Below are 16,643 nucleotides of genomic sequence, written 5' to 3'. Positions count from 1 at the left end.
GACAGGATTTCTTCCGCCGTGCTCCGGCGCTCTTTTTATGGATATAAAGTCGCACGGCACCCATTTGAAAAAGCAGCATTATGAACGCAAAAAACCATGTCAGATAACCTTACATGAAAATGTTTTATCGTTCTTTTTTCTCTATAATAATGAATTAATCACAATTACATTCTGAATGAGACGGAGGAATACAACATGCAGATGGGCGATACAGTATTTATGTTCTTTTGCGCTTTACTCGTGTGGCTGATGACCCCCGGGCTGGCTTTGTTTTACGGGGGAATGGTAAAAAGCAAAAACGTGCTCAGCACGGCGATGCATAGTTTTTCTTCTCTCGCCATCGTATCCGTCGTTTGGGTTTTGTACGGATATTCACTTGCTTTTGCCCCCGGGAATACATGGCTTGGCGGGATTGAATGGGCGGGGCTGAAGGGGGTCGGCTTTGAACCCGGAAGTTATAGTGATACGATCCCGCATTCCTTGTTCATGATGTTCCAAATGACGTTTGCCGTACTGACGACGGCCATTATTTCCGGAGCATTTGCTGAACGCATGAGATTCAGTGCTTTTCTTGTATTTTCCTTTTTGTGGGCTTCCCTCGTATATACGCCCGTTGCGCACTGGGTATGGGGCGGCGGCTGGATCGGCCAAATGGGCGCTCTTGACTTCGCAGGCGGAAACGTCGTCCACATTTCTTCCGGGGTCGCCGGGCTCGTGCTGGCGATTGTGCTCGGGAAACGCAAGGACGGCACGGCGGCTTCCCCTCACAACTTAATTTACACGTTCTTGGGCGGAGCGCTCATCTGGTTCGGATGGTTCGGCTTCAATGTCGGCAGCGCCCTCACGCTTGACAGTATCGCGATGTTTGCCTTCATTAACACAAACACCGCGGCTGCAGCCGGAATTATCGGCTGGATTTTAATCGAATGGATGCTGAATAAAAAACCGACCATGCTGGGTGCTGTATCAGGCGCAATCGCCGGGCTTGTCGCCATTACGCCGGCTGCCGGGTTCGTTACGCCATTCTCTTCCATCGTAATCGGTTTCATCGGCGGGCTTGTCTGCTTTTGGGGCGTTTATTGGCTCAAAAAGACTTTCGGTTATGATGATGCGCTTGACGCTTTCGGCCTGCATGGGATCGGCGGGACATGGGGCGGCATCGCGACCGGTTTATTCGCAACCACTTCCGTCAATGACGGCGGGGCAAACGGGCTGTTTTACGGCGATCCGGGACTGCTCTGGAAGCAGATTGCGGCCATTGCGGCAACCTATGTATTTGTATTTATTGTCACTTTCGTTATCATTAAAATTGTAGGTCTGTTCATTCCCCTGCGCGCCAGTGAAGAAGAAGAGTCACTTGGGCTTGATTTAACGATGCACGGGGAAAAAGCATATCAGGACTTATAAAGTGAGGAGTGGCTTAGATGAGCGGTCAAATGTTCAAGGTAGAAATCGTTACGCGTCCGGCTAAGTTTGAAACATTGAAACAGGAACTCGGTAAAATCGGAGTCACATCGCTGACCTTCTCCAACGTACACGGCTGCGGCCTTCAAAAAGCCCACACCGAACTGTACCGCGGAGTCAAAATTGAGAGCAATGTGTATGAACGGCTGAAAGTGGAAATCGTTGTCAGCAAGGTCCCCGTTGATCAAGTCGTGGAAACGGCGAAGAAAGTGCTGAAAACGGGAGAGCCCGGAGACGGCAAAATATTCGTCTATGAAATCGGAAACACGATTAATATCCGCACCGGAGAAGAAGGACCAGGAGCTTTATAAACAGGCAGAACGCCCGGAGACAGAAATGTCCCGGGCGTTTTTTTCGGGCTTCATTAAAAAGAAGAAACCTTTTTTTCATGCGGGACAGGCCGCTTATGCCGTACGGGTTGTTTTTTCGCATATGTACTGATATTGACCAGTATGCCGCACAAAAACAGCGTCATAATCAATGAAGAACCGCCGTAGCTGATAAACGGAAGCGGCACACCCGTAACCGGGAGAAGTCCGCTCATCGCTCCCAAATTCAATACAACCTGAAACATTAATTGAAACGTAATTCCGATGGCAAGAAGCTTCCCGAACGGGTCATCAGCCCGCACGGCCGTTTTTACGCCGAGAAGCATTAACGCAAAATATAATCCCAAAACGATCAGAACACCGAATATCCCCAGCTCTTCGCTGATCACGGCCATAATGAAATCGGTATGCGCCTCAGGCAGATAGTTCATTTTTTCAACACTGTTTCCAAGCCCTCTTCCGAAAAACCCGCCTCCGGAAATAGCAAAATAGGATTGAATCAGCTGATAGCCGTCCCCATTCGCGTCACCAAACGGATTGGTAAAGGAAACGAGGCGCTTCACACGATAGGAAGCGGAAAATGCGAGATAAACAACCCCCGACACCGCCGTCGCGCCGAGCACGAACAGATGGCGCTTTTTCAAGCCGGCACATAATAAAATCGACCCGCACGCCGCCAGGATTAAGGAAGCCGTCCCTAAATCAGGCTCCGCCAATGTCAGCAGAAAAGCAGTTCCCAAAATCACTAAAGGCGGCAGAACCCCTTTCACAAATTGATGAATGTACGGCTGCTTTTTCGTATAAATCGAAGCGAAATACAAAATCATGGCGATCTTCGCCAATTCAGACGGCTGTACGACAAGCGGGCCCGCTCCCAGCCACCTGCGGGAAAAATTCCGCTCCAGCCCGATTCCCGGTATCAAGACGAGCAGCAGCAATACCAGCGAACCGACCACAAACAGCGGTACAAGCCGCGCATACCGCTTATACGGCAGACAGGCGGCAAATAGAAATAAGCATAATCCGATCAGTAAAGAGGCACTCTGCTTATGGAAGAAATAGGATGGATCTCCGTACCGCTGAGACCCCATCACATCACTGGCGCTGTACACCATTAACAAGCCGAATCCGCAAAGCAGCATAATGACAAACACAAGCGGCAGATCGGCGTTTTTCAAACGTTTCAGCAACGGACAAAACTCCTTCGGCTATTCTTTTCCCGCATACTTGACGCACAGTAATACAGTCACGTTTCATTCTGTTTACTTTTTTATGATTATTTTTAATACCAATTGTGTCTCATAGAAAAAAGCATTACACTGTTCATATAAAATAAAGATAAAAGGTGATATTTGTGAATTACGAACTATTTAAAGCGATCAATGGTTTGTCGCACCATAGTGCCATTCTCGACTCTATCATGGTATTTATTACGGAATACGCCATTTACGCCTACGCCCTTTTCCTGCTTGCCATGTGGCTGTTCGGAAGCACAAAAGGCAGACAAAACGCCCTGTACGCGGGCTTCACGGGTGTTGCAGCGCTTATCGTCAACTACCTCATCACGAAAGTCTATGTCGAGCCGCGCCCCTTTGTCGAACATACGGTTCATACGCTGATCCCTCATGCCGCGGATGCTTCATTTCCGAGTGACCATACGACAGGCGCTTTGGCGATTTCAATTGCGATTCTGTTCCGCAACAAAAAACTCGGCTGGCCGCTTGTGATTTTCGGCCTTTTGACCGGCTTCTCAAGAATTTGGGTCGGCCACCATTATCCGATCGATGTGCTCGGAAGCATTATCGTTTCCCTCATTGTCGGATTCCTGCTGTTCAGATTTTCAAATGTGCTTCGTCCGATTGTCGATCTGATCGTGCGAATCTATGAAAGTATCGTTCATAAAAGCAAATCGACAAACCATAATATATAAAAAAAGCCGGCGTCTGTCACAGACTGCCGGTTTTTGTATGTTTGGCTGTATGCTTTTTCCTTTGTAAAGCACAGAATGCGGCAATGCCGAGACTGTCAATCAGCACATCGCGGAGGCATCCGTTTCTGCCGAAAAAGAGCTGGACGATTTCTGTCAGGAAAGCGGCGGCCAATGCATACAGCACCGCCCTCTTCATGCGCCTGCGCTCCCTGAAAAACAAATAGGCGAGCACAAAAAATGAAAACGCGTGCCCGAGCTTTTGAATCGCCGCTTCCGGTATGGCGAGCTCCGCCATATCGAACACAAAGAAACCGGACACATCCGGATGCGGCGTGAAACGGAAGGACACCGTCTGCGACACAATCATATCGTGAAAGCTTTCCGTCAAAGCAGAAACGAAAACAAAGACGAGCCACCCGGCCGCCAGACATTTATTCATTCAGCATCTCCTTCGTTTTCTACTAGTATAAAGGCACATGCGGCAATATGAAAAGCGCCTATCTGAGCTGATAGGCGCTTTGGGATCAAGATTACTTGCCCGAATCTTTCATTGAGCCGTCATCTTTACCATCTGTCTTGTCTTTTGTGCCGTCCTCTTTGTCACCTGGTTTTTCTTCGGTTTCTTTTTTAGGCGTCACATCTTTTTTCTCGGAAGACTGCTGAATTGACCCTTCCGTTTCTTCTGTCACAGCGTTTTTCTCTTCAGCCGCCGCTTTTTCAATAGATGTTACCGGCTTGTCCATAAAATTGAGCGGGTTCATCGCTACGCCGTCCTTGCGGATTTCAAAGTGCACGTGATTTCCGCTTTCTTCACTGTAAAGGTTTTTTCCGGATTTACCGATGACCTGGTTCTGCTTTACTTTGTCGCCCTGATCCACGCTGACTTCAGATAAAGACTGATAGACAGTAGACAGGCCGTCTGAGTGTTCAATTTCAACCACATATCCCAGTACCGGGTCTTTAGCAGCTTTAACAACCGTACCGCTCAGAGAAGCAGAAACATCAAATGATTTTCCGTCTTTCTCAGCTAAGTCAATTCCTTTACTGAGGCTGTACGTGTTATTATAGTTAACAAGTGCTGCTTCTTTCTCTTTTTTTGCGGCATCAGTTTCATAAAACTTTTTCACAACAGAAACATTTTCAGAATGAGCAGCCGGCATTGCGACGTTTTCCATTGACTTGCCTACTTCGACGGCATCGTCTTTGCCGCTGTCATACGCGGAGTTTCCGCCGTTGTTCGTCAGATTGTCCTTCACATCATTCGAAACGGATTGATACCAAAGGACAGCTGTTAAAATGACGGCCGCACTGACTAAGTAGATTGCAGGGAATATCCAGCGTTTGCGAAAAAACCGCTGAAGTTTTTTGACTTGAGAAGTTTTCTTTTCTTCCTCTCTCATTTGTTCATCACCTCAGCAACATTCTGAACACTTTTCTGAAAATATATACACATCCATAAAAAACTTTTTTGGAAATAGTATGTGCAGATTGCACTTGATTATGTAATAAAATGTGAAGGGAGATCCCGGAATATGAATTTGACCCTGCGCAAAGCCGTATTGGAGGATTTAGATGCGGTGGTGGCCATATACAACTCGACGATTGCCTCACGAATGGTAACGGCTGATACGGAAGAAGTGACGCCCGAAGACCGGATGGATTGGTTTCTGCGGCACACGGACCGGCGCCCGCTGATGGTCGCGGAAGATGAAACCGGCAAAGTGGCGGCCTGGATCAGCTTTGAAACGTTTTACGGCCGTCCGGCCTATGACAAAACGGCGGAGATCAGCATCTATCTGCATCAGGATTGCCGCGGCAAAGGAGCAGGAAGCTTTTTGCTGAAAGAAGCCCTGGCACTCGCTCCGGCAATCGGCATCCGCAGCCTGATGGCTTTTATCTTCGGACATAATGTGCCGAGCATTAAGCTGTTTGAAAAATTCGGTTTTACCGAATGGGGCGTATTCCCGGGTATCGCCGAAATGGACGGAAAACGATATGACTTGAACATTTTAGGGAGAGAACTGTCATGATCACCATCGATAAAGAGAAAGACGAAAACCAGCCGCTCAATAAAAAAGCCCGTTCCCTTGCCGACATCGCCAAATGGGGAAAGATCACCGCCGTGTTTCTGATCATCACGGGCTCTCTTTCCGCTCTGTCAGCCATTGTGACACTGCTCGGAGCCATTCCGGGGGTTCTGCTCATCATTTCCGGCGTCATGCTGATGCGCTCGGCAAAAGCGGCTGCCGCCCTTCAGGAAGGACTAGAAGAAAACGCGGAAGAAAATATGCTTGCACATTACGCGTCATTTATCAAAATGCAGTTTTTTTACGCGGCATCCAGTGTGGTATTGGGCATTCTCGCTTTTATTTTAGTCGTCATCTTCGCTGTCATCGGAATTATCGCTTATCACAGCACTGATACGTATGACACGCCTGATTCATATTACTATGAGAACGACCCGGTGTTTGAATGACAAAAAGAGCTGATCGCGTGTCAGCTCTTTTTTAATAAAGCATTTCTTTTTTCCGGTCTTCTTCCGTTAAAAATTCAATAAAGCTCTTCATCGCAGACGGCTCCTCGGCAATCAGCCGGGTATAGGCGCTTTTCCGTTCCTCGGACAGAATGTCGCTTTTTCTGATTCTGTTCAGCATATAAAGGCGGATCGTTTTTTGCACCTGTTTCCGCTGATGGCCGGCTTCCTTAAAAAACGCAAGACCCAGAGCCGCAAGGAGGGCAAAAATGCCGGCCGATACGAGAGCTCCTCTCCCGGAAGGGGCCTGAATCAAAAGCGATGCCAGATGAAACAGACTAAAAGCGGCGAGCGGGAAAGCAAGAAAACGGTAAATGATGCTTTTTTTCATCAGCGGCGCGATGGCGATTTGTATTTTCTGAATTTCTTTTTTTATGAATCCCGGCAATTGTTCCGCATGCTCCAGCTTCATGCCCTCTCCCCTTTGCTGTCATTTTTGTCTTCTTTTTCATATATGCATATTTTACCGCACTCGGAACTTTCTTTGAAAGAAAACTGCATTCATCTTTGATTCCGGCTCTTTATTCTTTCAAAATGTCAATGTTATAATTTGAAATGGGAATCAGATTGCTGCACTTGTCGGAATACTAATGGGCACAGTCTTGATAAATATGATATAGCGGGGTTGCAAAGTGAGCATTTCATTTATTTTATTCGGATTTTTTTTCGTTTTAAATATACTTTTGGCCGTCATCATGATTTTCAAAGAAAGACGCGATGCCAGCGCTTCATGGGCTTGGCTCTTGGTTCTTTTTTTTATTCCCATTTTAGGGTTTATTTTATACCTGTTATTCGGCCATAACCTGAGACGCAAGCATCTGTTTCAGTGGGAAGACCGTAAAAAAATCGGGATAGAAAAGCTGCTGAAGTTTCAGCTGAAAGATCTGAAGTCGAGGCAATTCCAATTTAACAACAGGGCGACTGTGGATAATAAAGACCTCATCTATATGCTTGTCATGAACAACCACGCGGTCTTTACAGAGGATAATTCGGTGGAGATTTTGACGGACGGGCGCGATAAGTTCAAACGCTTAATGAAGGACATTTCCAACGCAAAAGATCACATTCACCTTCAATACTATATTTATAAAGGTGATGAACTGGGAAAAAAATTGCGCGATGCCTTAGTGAAAAAAGCACGTGAAGGCGTAAAAGTCAGAGTGTTATATGATGAACTCGGTTCAAGATCACTCAGAAAAAAATTCTTCAAACCGCTGCGGGACGCCGGCGGCCATGTGGAAGTCTTTTTTCCTTCCAGGCTTCGTCCGATTAATTTGCGGCTCAATTATCGGAATCACCGCAAGCTCGTCATCATTGACGGCGAAACCGGCTATGTCGGCGGCTTTAACGTCGGAGATGAATATCTCGGCCTGAATCCGAAATTCGGCTACTGGCGCGATACGCACCTCAGGCTTCAAGGCACGGCGGTACACGCCATTCAGACACGGTTTATCCTCGATTGGAACCAAGCCTCCCATCATCATACGCTCACATACGTTCCGAATCATTTTCCGGAATGCGAGCCGAAGGGCAACGTCGGGATGCAGATTGTCACGAGCGGACCGGACTCAGAATGGGAACAAATTAAAAACGGCTATATCAAGATGATCTCAACGGCCAAACGGTCAATCCTGATTCAGACGCCTTACTTTATTCCTGACTCAAGTCTTTTAGATGCCCTCAGGATCGCCTGTCTGTCAGGCATCGACGTCAAAATCATGATTCCGAACAAGCCGGATCACGCTTTCGTTTACTGGGCGACTTTATCTTACATCGGCGATCTTTTGAAAGCCGGAGCCTCAGTCTACATTTACGATAACGGCTTTATTCATGCAAAAACGATTGTCGTCGATGATGAGACGGCTTCAGTCGGTACGGCGAATATCGACGTCAGAAGCTTCAGACTTAATTTTGAAGTCAACGCCTTTATTTATGACGTCACCATTGCGAAAAAACTCATTTCCTCATTTAAAGAAGATCTGCTCGTCTCCAGAAAATATACGTATGAAGAATATCAGGAGCGTTCGCTGCGGATCCGCATTAAAGAATCGATTTCAAGACTTCTTTCGCCGATTTTGTAAAATGATAAGCATTAGCTTATTTCACCTTTAAAAGACGTGTATAACCATAACAATTTTGGTTATACACATTTAAAGGTATAAACAACCAAATTTCCATGAGTATTCGCACTTATCTTTTATAAATTTAAATTACACTATTTTTAAAATTGGAATATACATTGATTAATTTATAATATATAGTAAAATATTTCATAAAAGGAGGAAATTATCATGAAAAAAATCTCAATTTTATTATCGGTTGTTGTTCTTTCACTAGGCCTTCTGAGTATTCCGGTTGGTAAAGCTCAAGCAGCTACAGGCCCGTGGACTGAAGTTGGAAAGAAAGGCTGTAAGGTCAGAGTTTGGGTTGACGCTTATACATATTCTAAAAAAGCATCTACAATTGATTGGTATGGAGAAACTAACGGAAAATGCGGAACATTAAATTATACTGCTTATCTTAGAGTCTCAGAGGGCGCTTCACAATATCAATTAAAAGGCTCATTCTCAAAAAGAACTCCTACAAAATCATTCTCTATCAATAAATTAAGAAAAGAACACTTTAGCAGAAACCGAGTTGCGGTTACACTTAATATTGGATCTTATGAAGTACAATCACACACAATAACTGTTAAATGGTAGCATCTTAACCCTTCTTTCTGGAACTGACTTTTTTTAGATTCTTACTAAAAGCTATTCACCGCTGATAGAGTCAGCACTCTTTTGCTTCTTGCACTATTAAATTATGAAATAGAGCTTTTTCAGTTGGTTAATGACGATTCCATCTGCAATGTCTACTTGTTGAACATCATCCCTTCAATAGACAGTCATAACAGGTAAAAACGGACACGGCATGAAAAAACACATTTTATATTCAAAAGAATGACCGAATAGTGTATAAATGAAAAGTGAGTATTTTTTTGTAAAGGAGTGCCATAGTTTGAAACCTGAATCAGTGAATCGTTCGCTTATTTCTATTTCGAAATGGGGAAAAGCGACAGGTATTTTATTTATTATCGTGGGTGCGTTTGCGGCGCTGTCGGGCGCGTTTTTCTTTTTAATCGGAGCCATTCCCGGCGTTCTGCAGATCATTGCCGGCATTTTTCTGATGCGCTCGGCAAATGAAGCGGGACAGATGGCGGAGCAGTTCAATGAACTGACAGAGGAACATATGCTGGAGAATTATGCAAAGTTCGTGAAAATGCAGGGGATCTACCTGATTGTGACGGTCGGCTTGTCCGTTCTCGGTATCGTTCTCTTCATTGTCCTCATGACGCTCGGCATCGTGGACGGCGTGTTTAATAATATTGATGCCAATACATATTAAAAAGGAAAATCCCGGCGCATCCGCCCGGGATTTTTTCTTATTCCGCTTCTTCAATAACGGTAAAGCGTTCGTTTTTGTGCTTCGGATTTGCCAATACGGCGATGGCATAATGGCGCAGCTGATGCAGCTGATGCAGCTGTCTGCAAATATTCTTTCAGACATTCCGGCTTCAGCTCAAAAAAGTTTATTCAAATAAAGCTTTTCCTCAGAGTTTCAACTGAAATCACTCAATTGTTCGACTGTTCCTGATCAGGTTTAGAAGCAAGAATTGTGATTCTGCAAAATAAGGATAAAGGCCCTGATGGAACAAGACCACTTATCATACAGTTTTTTGGGTCTTTGTAATTAAATTACAATTGTTCTTAATATTCACTCATGTATTCATGCTATTATATTGAAAGGAACGATCAAAAGCGTTGGCGTTCGTTAAATATTTACGAGTGCTGCCTCATGTCAAAGTCAGAAAAAATAGTATAGGAGGTAACATATGTTTAAGTTTAAAAAGAAATTCTTAGTTGGATTAACGGCAGCTTTCATGAGTATCAGCATGTTTTCGGCAACCGCCTCTGCAGCTGGTACAGATTACTGGCAAAATTGGACTGATGGGGGCGGAACAGTAAACGCAGTCAATGGATCTGGCGGGAATTACAGTGTTAATTGGTCTAATACCGGAAATTTCGTTGTTGGTAAAGGCTGGACTACAGGCTCGCCATTTAGAACAATAAACTATAATGCCGGAGTCTGGGCGCCGAATGGCAATGGATATTTGACTTTATATGGCTGGACGAGAGCACCTCTCATCGAATATTATGTAGTGGATTCATGGGGTACTTACAGACCTACCGGAACGTATAAAGGTACTGTAAACAGTGATGGAGGTACATATGACATATATACAACGACACGTTATAACGCACCTTCCATTGATGGCGATAACACTACTTTTACGCAGTACTGGAGTGTTCGCCAGTCGAAGAGACCGACCGGAAGCAACGCTGCAATCACTTTCAGCAATCATGTTAACGCATGGAAGAGCCATGGAATGAATCTGGGCAGTAATTGGGCTTATCAAGTCTTAGCGACAGAAGGATATAAAAGCAGCGGAAGTTCTAATGTAACAGTGTGGTAACAGCTCATCTTTAATTAGGGGCAGCTAACGGGCTGCTGATCGTTCCTAGAGAAATTTTACAATGATTGTTAAGAGGCGAACGGTTTTGGCATTGCTGGAGGCAGGGTATCATTTTTTGTTTAACTAGCTCACAGCTGACACCTTCACATAAGTCTTAAGCAAAATAAAAATATCCCGGTAACCACCTCCTTTAGTTTCGGAGGATTTCTTCATTAAACAGATCGCAATCCCGCATCCAGGCTTGTCTGAATATGGGGTCAAAACCGTGATTTCCTCATTATCCCTTGTAACCATTTTTGTTACACCGCTAGCGGCATGAACCAATCTCTTTTTAACAAAAGAGATGATTCATTACATCATAAAGGGACTTGCTCGCAAGTTCATTCTCCATTGCCCGCTGTACGCTTCCGAACGTCTCATCGAGCGCGCGCTGAATATTTTTGCCGACCGGACAGTCGGGGTTCGGATTGTCGTGAACCGCAAAAAGCTCTTCCTTATTCTGCACCGCCCTGTAAACCTCTAAGAGGGTGATCTCCGACGGATCTTTTTTCAGGCTGGCTCCCGGAACACCCGCTCGGGATGTCAGAATACCCGCTTTTTTCAGCTGGCTGATCGTTCTCCGCACGACGACGGGATTGGTGTTTACGCTGCCCGCAATCATATCCGATGACGCCCGTTCATCCGTTGAGATCAGCGATAGAATGTGAATGGCCACAGCAAGACGGCTGTTAATCATGTTTTTCACCACCGTTGTAACCGCAATAGTTACATTTCATTTGTTTGTCAACTACTAATATACACTAAAACGGGCGGCAGGATGAAATCAAGTTGGCAATAGAGGTGTAAACAGGCCGGCGGGAAACCGGCCGAAGAGGGATTAAAATAAGAAATAACGCTGTCCGAGCGGAACATAGCTGACGGGCTGGCATGCCAGCTCTTCTCCGTCGGCGAACACCTGATAGGTTTTCGGATCGACTTGTATATTCGGCATCGCGTCATTCAGCTTCATGTCGAGCTTACTCAGCTTACGGATATTCCGTACGGGAGAAATCATTTTTTCAAGGCCGAGCTTTTCCGGCACACCGTTTGCGATACCGGCCTGGGACATAAATGTAATAGAGGTATTTCGGTTTGCTTTACCGTATGATGCGTACATCTGCCGCATAAACACGGGCTCAGGCGTCGGAATGGAAGCATTCGGATCTCCCATCTGGGCGCGGGCGATCATGCCGCCTTTGAGCACAAGTTCAGGTTTGACGCCGAAGAAAACCGGGTCCCATAGTACAAGGTCGGCGAGCTTTCCTTTTTCAACGGAACCGACTTCATGGCTCAGGCCGTGAGTGACGGCCGGGTTGATCGTGTATTTGGCGATATAGCGTTTGGCGCGCACATTGTCATTGCCGTTTTCTCCTGATAGAGCGCCGCGCTGTTTTTTCATTTTATCGGCCACCTGCCATGTCCGGATAATCACTTCTCCCACCCTGCCCATCGCCTGCGAGTCAGATGACGTCATGCTGATCGCGCCGATATCGTGCAGAATATCCTCCGCCGCAATGGTGGCCGCTCTGATGCGTGAATGACTGAACGCCACGTCTTCAGGCACTTTTGAATCTAAATGATGGCAGACCATCATCATATCAAGATGCTCGTCCATCGTGTTGACGGTATACGGGATCGTCGGCGTCGTAGAGGACGGCAGGATATTGGCGTAAGATGCGAGTTTCATAATATCCGGTGCGTGGCCTCCGCCGGCTCCCTCTATGTGATATGTATGGATAACCCGGTCGCCGATCGCATCAAGCGTATTTTCTAAAAAGCCCGCTTCATTTATCGTGTCTGTATGGATTGCCACCTGAATGTCCGCCTCATCCGCTGCTTCCATGCAAGCTTTAATGGCGCTTGGCGTTGATCCCCAATCTTCATGCAGCTTCAGGCCGATCGCGCCTGCTTCCACCTGCTCGATCAGCGGCGCTTTATCGGATGCATTCCCTTTTCCTAAGAAACCGACATTGATCGGAAACTCCTCGGCCGCTTCCAGCATTCTCGACATGTACCATGCACCGGATGTACAAGTCGTCGCTTTACTTCCCGTCGCAGGACCTGTTCCGCCGCCGAGAAGCGTGGTCACGCCTGAAGAAAGCGCGACTTCCATCTGCTGCGGGCAGATAAAGTGGATATGCGTATCCACCCCGCCGGCCGTTACGATTTTCCCTTCGCCGGAAATAACTTCTGTTCCGGCACCGATAATCATGTGCGGGTCCACCCCATCCATAATATCAGGGTTGCCGCTTTTTCCGACGCCGACAATCCGGCCGTCCTTCACCCCGATATCCGCCTTGACGATTCCGGTATAATCCAGGATAACGGCGTTTGTAATGACCAGATCAAGCGCTCCGTCTTTCCCGGTGATACGCCCGTTCTGCCCCATGCCGTCCCGGATTGTTTTCCCTCCGCCGAAAATCATTTCTTCACCGTAATTCGTGAAATCTTTTTCGACTTCAATCCATAAATCCGTATCTCCGAGTCTGACTTTGTCTCCCGTTGTCGGTCCGAACAGTTCTGCGTATTGCTCACGTGACATTTTCATCGGATCGCCTCCTCCATCCATCCGGCTTTTTTAAGATTTGACAGAGTCTTCTCTTTTCCCCGCTCATCCATATACGTATCGGCCATGCCGTTCAGACCTCTGACCGTTTTTCGCCCTCCGATTTCCACGAGCGTAACGGTTTTCTCTTCTCCCGGTTCAAAACGGACAGATGTGCCTGACGGGATATCAAGGCGCATGCCGATTGCTTTGTCCCGATTGAAGGAAAGGGCGCCGTTGGCTTCGGCAAAATGAAAATGCGATCCTACCTGCACTGACCGTGTTCCGTTATTGGTGACTGACACCTCCAGCGTCTTCCGGCCTTCGTTAATGGTGATGATCCCCTTTGCGACTTGAATCGCTCCCGGCTTCATGACTTCACCTCCGCTTTGATCGGCTGATGAACGGTGACAAGCTTAACCCCGTCCGGGAACGTCGCTTCCACCTGAATGCTGTCCAGCATTTCCGGAACGCCTTCCATAACGTCTTTTTCCGTCAATACATTGCGGCCGGATTCCATCAGCTCAGCAACGCTTTTTCCGTCTCTCGCGCCTTCCATCAGATAACAGGTCAAATATGCGGCGGCTTCGGGATAATTCAGCAGAACGCCGCGCGCCTTCCGCTGCTTAGCGAGCTCTCCCGCCGTAAAAATAAGCAATTTTTCTTGTTCAACCGGTGTCAGTTTCATCTGTATTCCCCCTTAGTGATAGTCAAACACAATCCGCATGGTCATACCGAAACGATGCAGGCGGCCGTCACCCCCTTCACCTCATGAAATGTTAAGTGATAAAAGTTATTCGACGGTGAACGGCCCGATTCCTTTTGCAGAAATTACCGATTTCTCATTTTTTTCTTCAACAAACGTTTAATCAAATGTGAAGAAAGGTTACATTCTTTGTGAATATTATAAAGAAATTGCCGGGGAATTTATAGAATATTTAAAAATTTAGTGAATATTAACCAAATGAACTGGAATTTTTGTCATTTCTCATAACAAAAAGCCCAAAATATTTTGGGCTTTTGCTGTGTTTCACTATCAAATTAATCATCACTGAGTTTATCTTTCGTTTTGCCGACACCCTTTTGCAGGCTGCCTTTCGCTTTGTCTTTTTTACCTTCCGCTTTTAAGTCGGACTTGTTTGCCATGTCGCCTGCTTTGTCCTTTGCTTCCCCTTTCATTTTGTTCATGCCGCCTTTTACTTTGTCTTTTAAACCGTTATCTTGACTCATGATCTCTTCAGCTCCTTTTTTGTTCTGTGTACTTGTTTTCTTCCCTTTCAGCCTGATAGCAAACATGTAAACTCTCAATTATTGATTTCACAGCGTTCCCCGTAGCGGAGCACTTTGTAAACAGCCAATCCGTCTGACAGCTTATTATCCCCGTATTGCACCGGCAGAAGGGCAAAGAAAACATAATAAGTTGAAAAATAGACAAATTGGTAAAAAAATAAGTTTGGCTCGAGGACATCTTTTATGATCAGCAGATTTATTAAAAAGATAGAAGCGAGATTAAACAGACAGCCTCCGGAATAGACGAGCGCGCTCGTCAGACGGTTATCTATCCGCAATTCGCCGAACTTGCAGAAAGAATCTATGAAGTAGATACGCCGAACCTGAATCGGCCCTACTTTTAAAAGACGTTTCCCCATTCCGATATCCAATGATGCCTTGCCTCCGAACAGCATGGCCATAAAGCTGTGTCCCGACACATGGATGACAGACACCATCGGCAGAATGATGAGAAATGATACGAAAAACTTTATCATATCATTGAATCCGAACAACAAATCCCTCCTTCCCATCATACTTTTTTCTCTCTTTTGCGATTTTTCCGTTTTTTTCTATGGTCAAACGTTATGATGTGCATAAAAAAATAACCATCTGCTGATCAGATGGTTAAGAAAAATTATATATCGTATAAACACTGTTCTTTTTGAATGTTTTCTCTCATGCGAATCGCTTTTTCATAAAAATACGCCGCTTCTTTATATTGCTCATGTGCGCTCGTGTAAACGGCGGCCTCTAAGGCGAAATCTTCAATATACACATACAGCGATTTTTCATTCATATAGTCAAACACTTCATGGATTAAATCCATATTGAGTGACTCCAAATAAAGCGCTTGTAAAAACTTATACTTCTCTAAACTGAATCGGTCGCCCCGTTCTTTCGCGATCATAACCCCTCTTTCATAATAGGTAAGGGCCGCTTGGTCATCACGCAGCCTGAAAAGGGTGTGCGTTAAGCTGAACAGCGCCTTCGGAAGCTGTTCAAGCTGATGCTCTTCAAAAACGGGAACCGCTTTTCTAAAGTACCGGGCCGCTTCATCCAGATCCCGCTTTTCAGAATAACAATTCCCCAGATTGTAAAGCGAAGACCCGATCAGGCGGGGCTGTCCTTCAAGCAAAGAAAGGCGGAGGGCTTCGTCTAAATGCTCAAGCGCTTTGTCGTAGTTTTTGCAGTCGATGTAGTTTCCTGAGATGACGAAATGGCATTGAATTCTCCGCACTCTGTAGAAATCGTGTTTCATATACGTATCCAGCGCCTGAATCCCGTGATTCATGGAAAAATGAGTCTGCTTCATGACATAAAACACTTCAGACATCTTGAAATGGAATTCCGCCCTCTCTATATCATCCTCGACAAATGAAAGGAGTTTTTCCGCTTTCCGGTAAAAAGAAATAGCCGCAACATAGTTATTGTGATCGAATTCATACATTCCTCTGAACAAATGGAAATAATACTCAGACAGTCCCGATATGCTGTCCGTGCTTTCGATCGTCTTTTGCAGCTCGCTGTACTGAATCTGTGATTGTTCGGTGCATTCCGGCTTGACGTAATCAAGCATAATATGATGGCGGTAGCTGATCAGCTGATAATATAACAGCAGCAGCTGGTCTTCCTCCATACGTTGTATATCCTCATCAATTTCCTCTTTCAGCTTTATGGCATCAGCCGCTTGAAACGCTAAAATGTGCTTGTACCATTTGTTGATCTTGACTCCAACTTGAGATGACGGAATCTCGTATGCGGTCATGCCCCTTTCACAACCTTTTCTAATTTCTATTGGTTATATTTTAACATATTGTATGGCTTTGGAATTGCATAACTTGATTGTCCTGCATCAAAATTCCTATCATATATTTCGGCTGTCATCGGTATTTTTTGAACAGACCGCTCTCATATTGTGAATAAAAAAGCCTGCCCTTGGGGACTGACCCCATAATATGAGACAAACAAAAAACACCTTCAAGTTTGAAAACGGATCGTTGTTATCCGAAATTAGA

Annotated in this window: 21 protein-coding genes; 10 read left to right on the top strand and 11 right to left on the bottom strand. The window is 45.6% G+C overall.

The annotated features are described in order from the left end of the window. Positions 1–195: 195 nt before the first annotated feature. Together AC3WTF_RS16105 and AC3WTF_RS16100 are read left to right on the top strand one after the other, a co-directional pair. A complete protein-coding gene (locus tag AC3WTF_RS16105; protein WP_003151223.1) occupies positions 196–1,407 on the top strand; it encodes an ammonium transporter in 1,212 nt (403 codons plus the stop codon). A 17-nt stretch (positions 1,408–1,424) separates the two neighbouring features. After that, positions 1,425–1,775, top strand: coding sequence for a P-II family nitrogen regulator (locus tag AC3WTF_RS16100; RefSeq protein ID WP_003151222.1), 351 nt, complete (start codon positions 1,425–1,427; stop codon positions 1,773–1,775). Positions 1,776–1,828: 53 nt separating this feature from the next. Here the strand turns inward: AC3WTF_RS16100 and ftsW are convergent, their stop codons facing one another. Next, on the bottom strand, positions 1,829–2,983 hold the full coding sequence (ftsW, locus tag AC3WTF_RS16095; protein WP_007407568.1) for a putative lipid II flippase FtsW: 1,155 nt from the start codon (positions 2,981–2,983) through the stop codon (positions 1,829–1,831). Positions 2,984–3,147: 164 nt separating this feature from the next. Here ftsW and AC3WTF_RS16090 point away from each other — a divergent pair, with 164 nt between their 5' ends. Continuing rightward, positions 3,148–3,723, top strand: a complete 576-nt coding sequence (locus AC3WTF_RS16090; RefSeq protein WP_007407569.1) for an undecaprenyl-diphosphatase — start codon at positions 3,148–3,150, stop codon at positions 3,721–3,723. A 16-nt stretch (positions 3,724–3,739) separates the two neighbouring features. Here AC3WTF_RS16090 and AC3WTF_RS16085 read toward each other — a convergent pair whose 3' ends face one another. Then, entirely contained in the window at positions 3,740–4,162 is a 423-nt protein-coding gene (locus AC3WTF_RS16085; RefSeq protein ID WP_007407570.1) for a VanZ family protein, read from the bottom strand. 91 nt (positions 4,163–4,253) lie between these two features. After that, on the bottom strand, positions 4,254–5,123 hold the full coding sequence (spoIIQ, locus tag AC3WTF_RS16080; RefSeq protein WP_007407571.1) for a stage II sporulation protein SpoIIQ: 870 nt from the start codon (positions 5,121–5,123) through the stop codon (positions 4,254–4,256). A gap of 138 nt (positions 5,124–5,261) precedes the next feature. Here spoIIQ and AC3WTF_RS16075 point away from each other — a divergent pair, with 138 nt between their 5' ends. Both AC3WTF_RS16075 and AC3WTF_RS16070 read left to right on the top strand, forming a co-directional pair. Further along, positions 5,262–5,753, top strand: coding sequence for a GNAT family N-acetyltransferase (locus AC3WTF_RS16075; RefSeq protein ID WP_089072492.1), 492 nt, complete (start codon positions 5,262–5,264; stop codon positions 5,751–5,753). Further along, on the top strand, positions 5,750–6,199 hold the full coding sequence (locus AC3WTF_RS16070; protein ID WP_015418404.1) for a DUF5362 family protein: 450 nt from the start codon (positions 5,750–5,752) through the stop codon (positions 6,197–6,199). The genes AC3WTF_RS16075 and AC3WTF_RS16070 overlap by 4 nt, the downstream gene beginning before the upstream one ends. 31 nt (positions 6,200–6,230) lie before the next feature. Here AC3WTF_RS16070 and AC3WTF_RS16065 read toward each other — a convergent pair whose 3' ends face one another. Continuing rightward, positions 6,231–6,668 (bottom strand): DUF5392 family protein, encoded by a 438-nt coding sequence (locus AC3WTF_RS16065; protein WP_007407574.1) that lies wholly within the window; start codon positions 6,666–6,668, stop codon positions 6,231–6,233. 220 nt (positions 6,669–6,888) lie between these two features. Here AC3WTF_RS16065 and cls point away from each other — a divergent pair, with 220 nt between their 5' ends. From cls to xynA, 5 genes are all read left to right on the top strand, one after another. Further along, a complete protein-coding gene (gene cls, locus AC3WTF_RS16060; protein WP_003151210.1) occupies positions 6,889–8,337 on the top strand; it encodes a cardiolipin synthase in 1,449 nt (482 codons plus the stop codon). A gap of 210 nt (positions 8,338–8,547) precedes the next feature. Further along, complete coding sequence (gene yqgA, locus AC3WTF_RS16055; RefSeq protein WP_047936269.1) at positions 8,548–8,958, top strand: cell wall-binding protein YqgA; 411 nt, start codon at positions 8,548–8,550, stop codon at positions 8,956–8,958. A 298-nt stretch (positions 8,959–9,256) separates the two neighbouring features. Next, positions 9,257–9,643 (top strand): DUF5362 family protein, encoded by a 387-nt coding sequence (locus AC3WTF_RS16050; protein ID WP_007407576.1) that lies wholly within the window; start codon positions 9,257–9,259, stop codon positions 9,641–9,643. Continuing rightward, the gene (locus AC3WTF_RS16045) at positions 9,627–9,839 is read left to right on the top strand and encodes a hypothetical protein (RefSeq protein ID WP_129003357.1); all 213 of its coding nucleotides are present in this window, start codon (positions 9,627–9,629) and stop codon (positions 9,837–9,839) included. The genes AC3WTF_RS16050 and AC3WTF_RS16045 overlap by 17 nt, the downstream gene beginning before the upstream one ends. A gap of 291 nt (positions 9,840–10,130) precedes the next feature. Then, a complete protein-coding gene (gene xynA / locus AC3WTF_RS16040) occupies positions 10,131–10,772 on the top strand; it encodes an endo-1,4-beta-xylanase XynA (protein ID WP_020956463.1) in 642 nt (213 codons plus the stop codon). Positions 10,773–11,103: 331 nt separating this feature from the next. Here xynA and AC3WTF_RS16035 read toward each other — a convergent pair whose 3' ends face one another. The 7 genes from AC3WTF_RS16035 to AC3WTF_RS16005 all read right to left on the bottom strand — a co-directional run bounded on the left by AC3WTF_RS16035 (position 11,104) and on the right by AC3WTF_RS16005 (position 16,393). Beyond that, the gene (locus AC3WTF_RS16035) at positions 11,104–11,508 is read right to left on the bottom strand and encodes an Rrf2 family transcriptional regulator (RefSeq protein WP_003151203.1); all 405 of its coding nucleotides are present in this window, start codon (positions 11,506–11,508) and stop codon (positions 11,104–11,106) included. Positions 11,509–11,649: 141 nt separating this feature from the next. Further along, positions 11,650–13,359 (bottom strand): urease subunit alpha, encoded by a 1,710-nt coding sequence (ureC, locus tag AC3WTF_RS16030; protein ID WP_007407580.1) that lies wholly within the window; start codon positions 13,357–13,359, stop codon positions 11,650–11,652. Continuing rightward, positions 13,356–13,730, bottom strand: coding sequence for an urease subunit beta (ureB, locus tag AC3WTF_RS16025; RefSeq protein WP_012118652.1), 375 nt, complete (start codon positions 13,728–13,730; stop codon positions 13,356–13,358). Before ureB ends, ureC begins: the two co-directional genes overlap by 4 nt. After that, on the bottom strand, positions 13,727–14,044 hold the full coding sequence (ureA, locus tag AC3WTF_RS16020) for an urease subunit gamma (RefSeq protein WP_007407581.1): 318 nt from the start codon (positions 14,042–14,044) through the stop codon (positions 13,727–13,729). The genes ureB and ureA overlap by 4 nt, the downstream gene beginning before the upstream one ends. 353 nt (positions 14,045–14,397) lie before the next feature. Beyond that, the gene (locus tag AC3WTF_RS16015; protein WP_012118653.1) at positions 14,398–14,586 is read right to left on the bottom strand and encodes a CsbD family protein; all 189 of its coding nucleotides are present in this window, start codon (positions 14,584–14,586) and stop codon (positions 14,398–14,400) included. Between the two features lie 74 nt (positions 14,587–14,660). Next, on the bottom strand, positions 14,661–15,140 hold the full coding sequence (locus AC3WTF_RS16010) for a hypothetical protein (RefSeq protein WP_007407583.1): 480 nt from the start codon (positions 15,138–15,140) through the stop codon (positions 14,661–14,663). A gap of 122 nt (positions 15,141–15,262) precedes the next feature. Then, on the bottom strand, positions 15,263–16,393 hold the full coding sequence (locus AC3WTF_RS16005; RefSeq protein ID WP_020956464.1) for a response regulator aspartate phosphatase: 1,131 nt from the start codon (positions 16,391–16,393) through the stop codon (positions 15,263–15,265). Between the last annotated feature and the right edge of the window lie 250 nt (positions 16,394–16,643).

It is taken from the genome of Bacillus sp. EB106-06-01-XG163 (genome assembly GCF_058791615.1).
The sequence above is the reverse complement of the archived record's forward strand: the minus strand, read 5'-3'. Positions and strand labels throughout refer to the sequence as shown.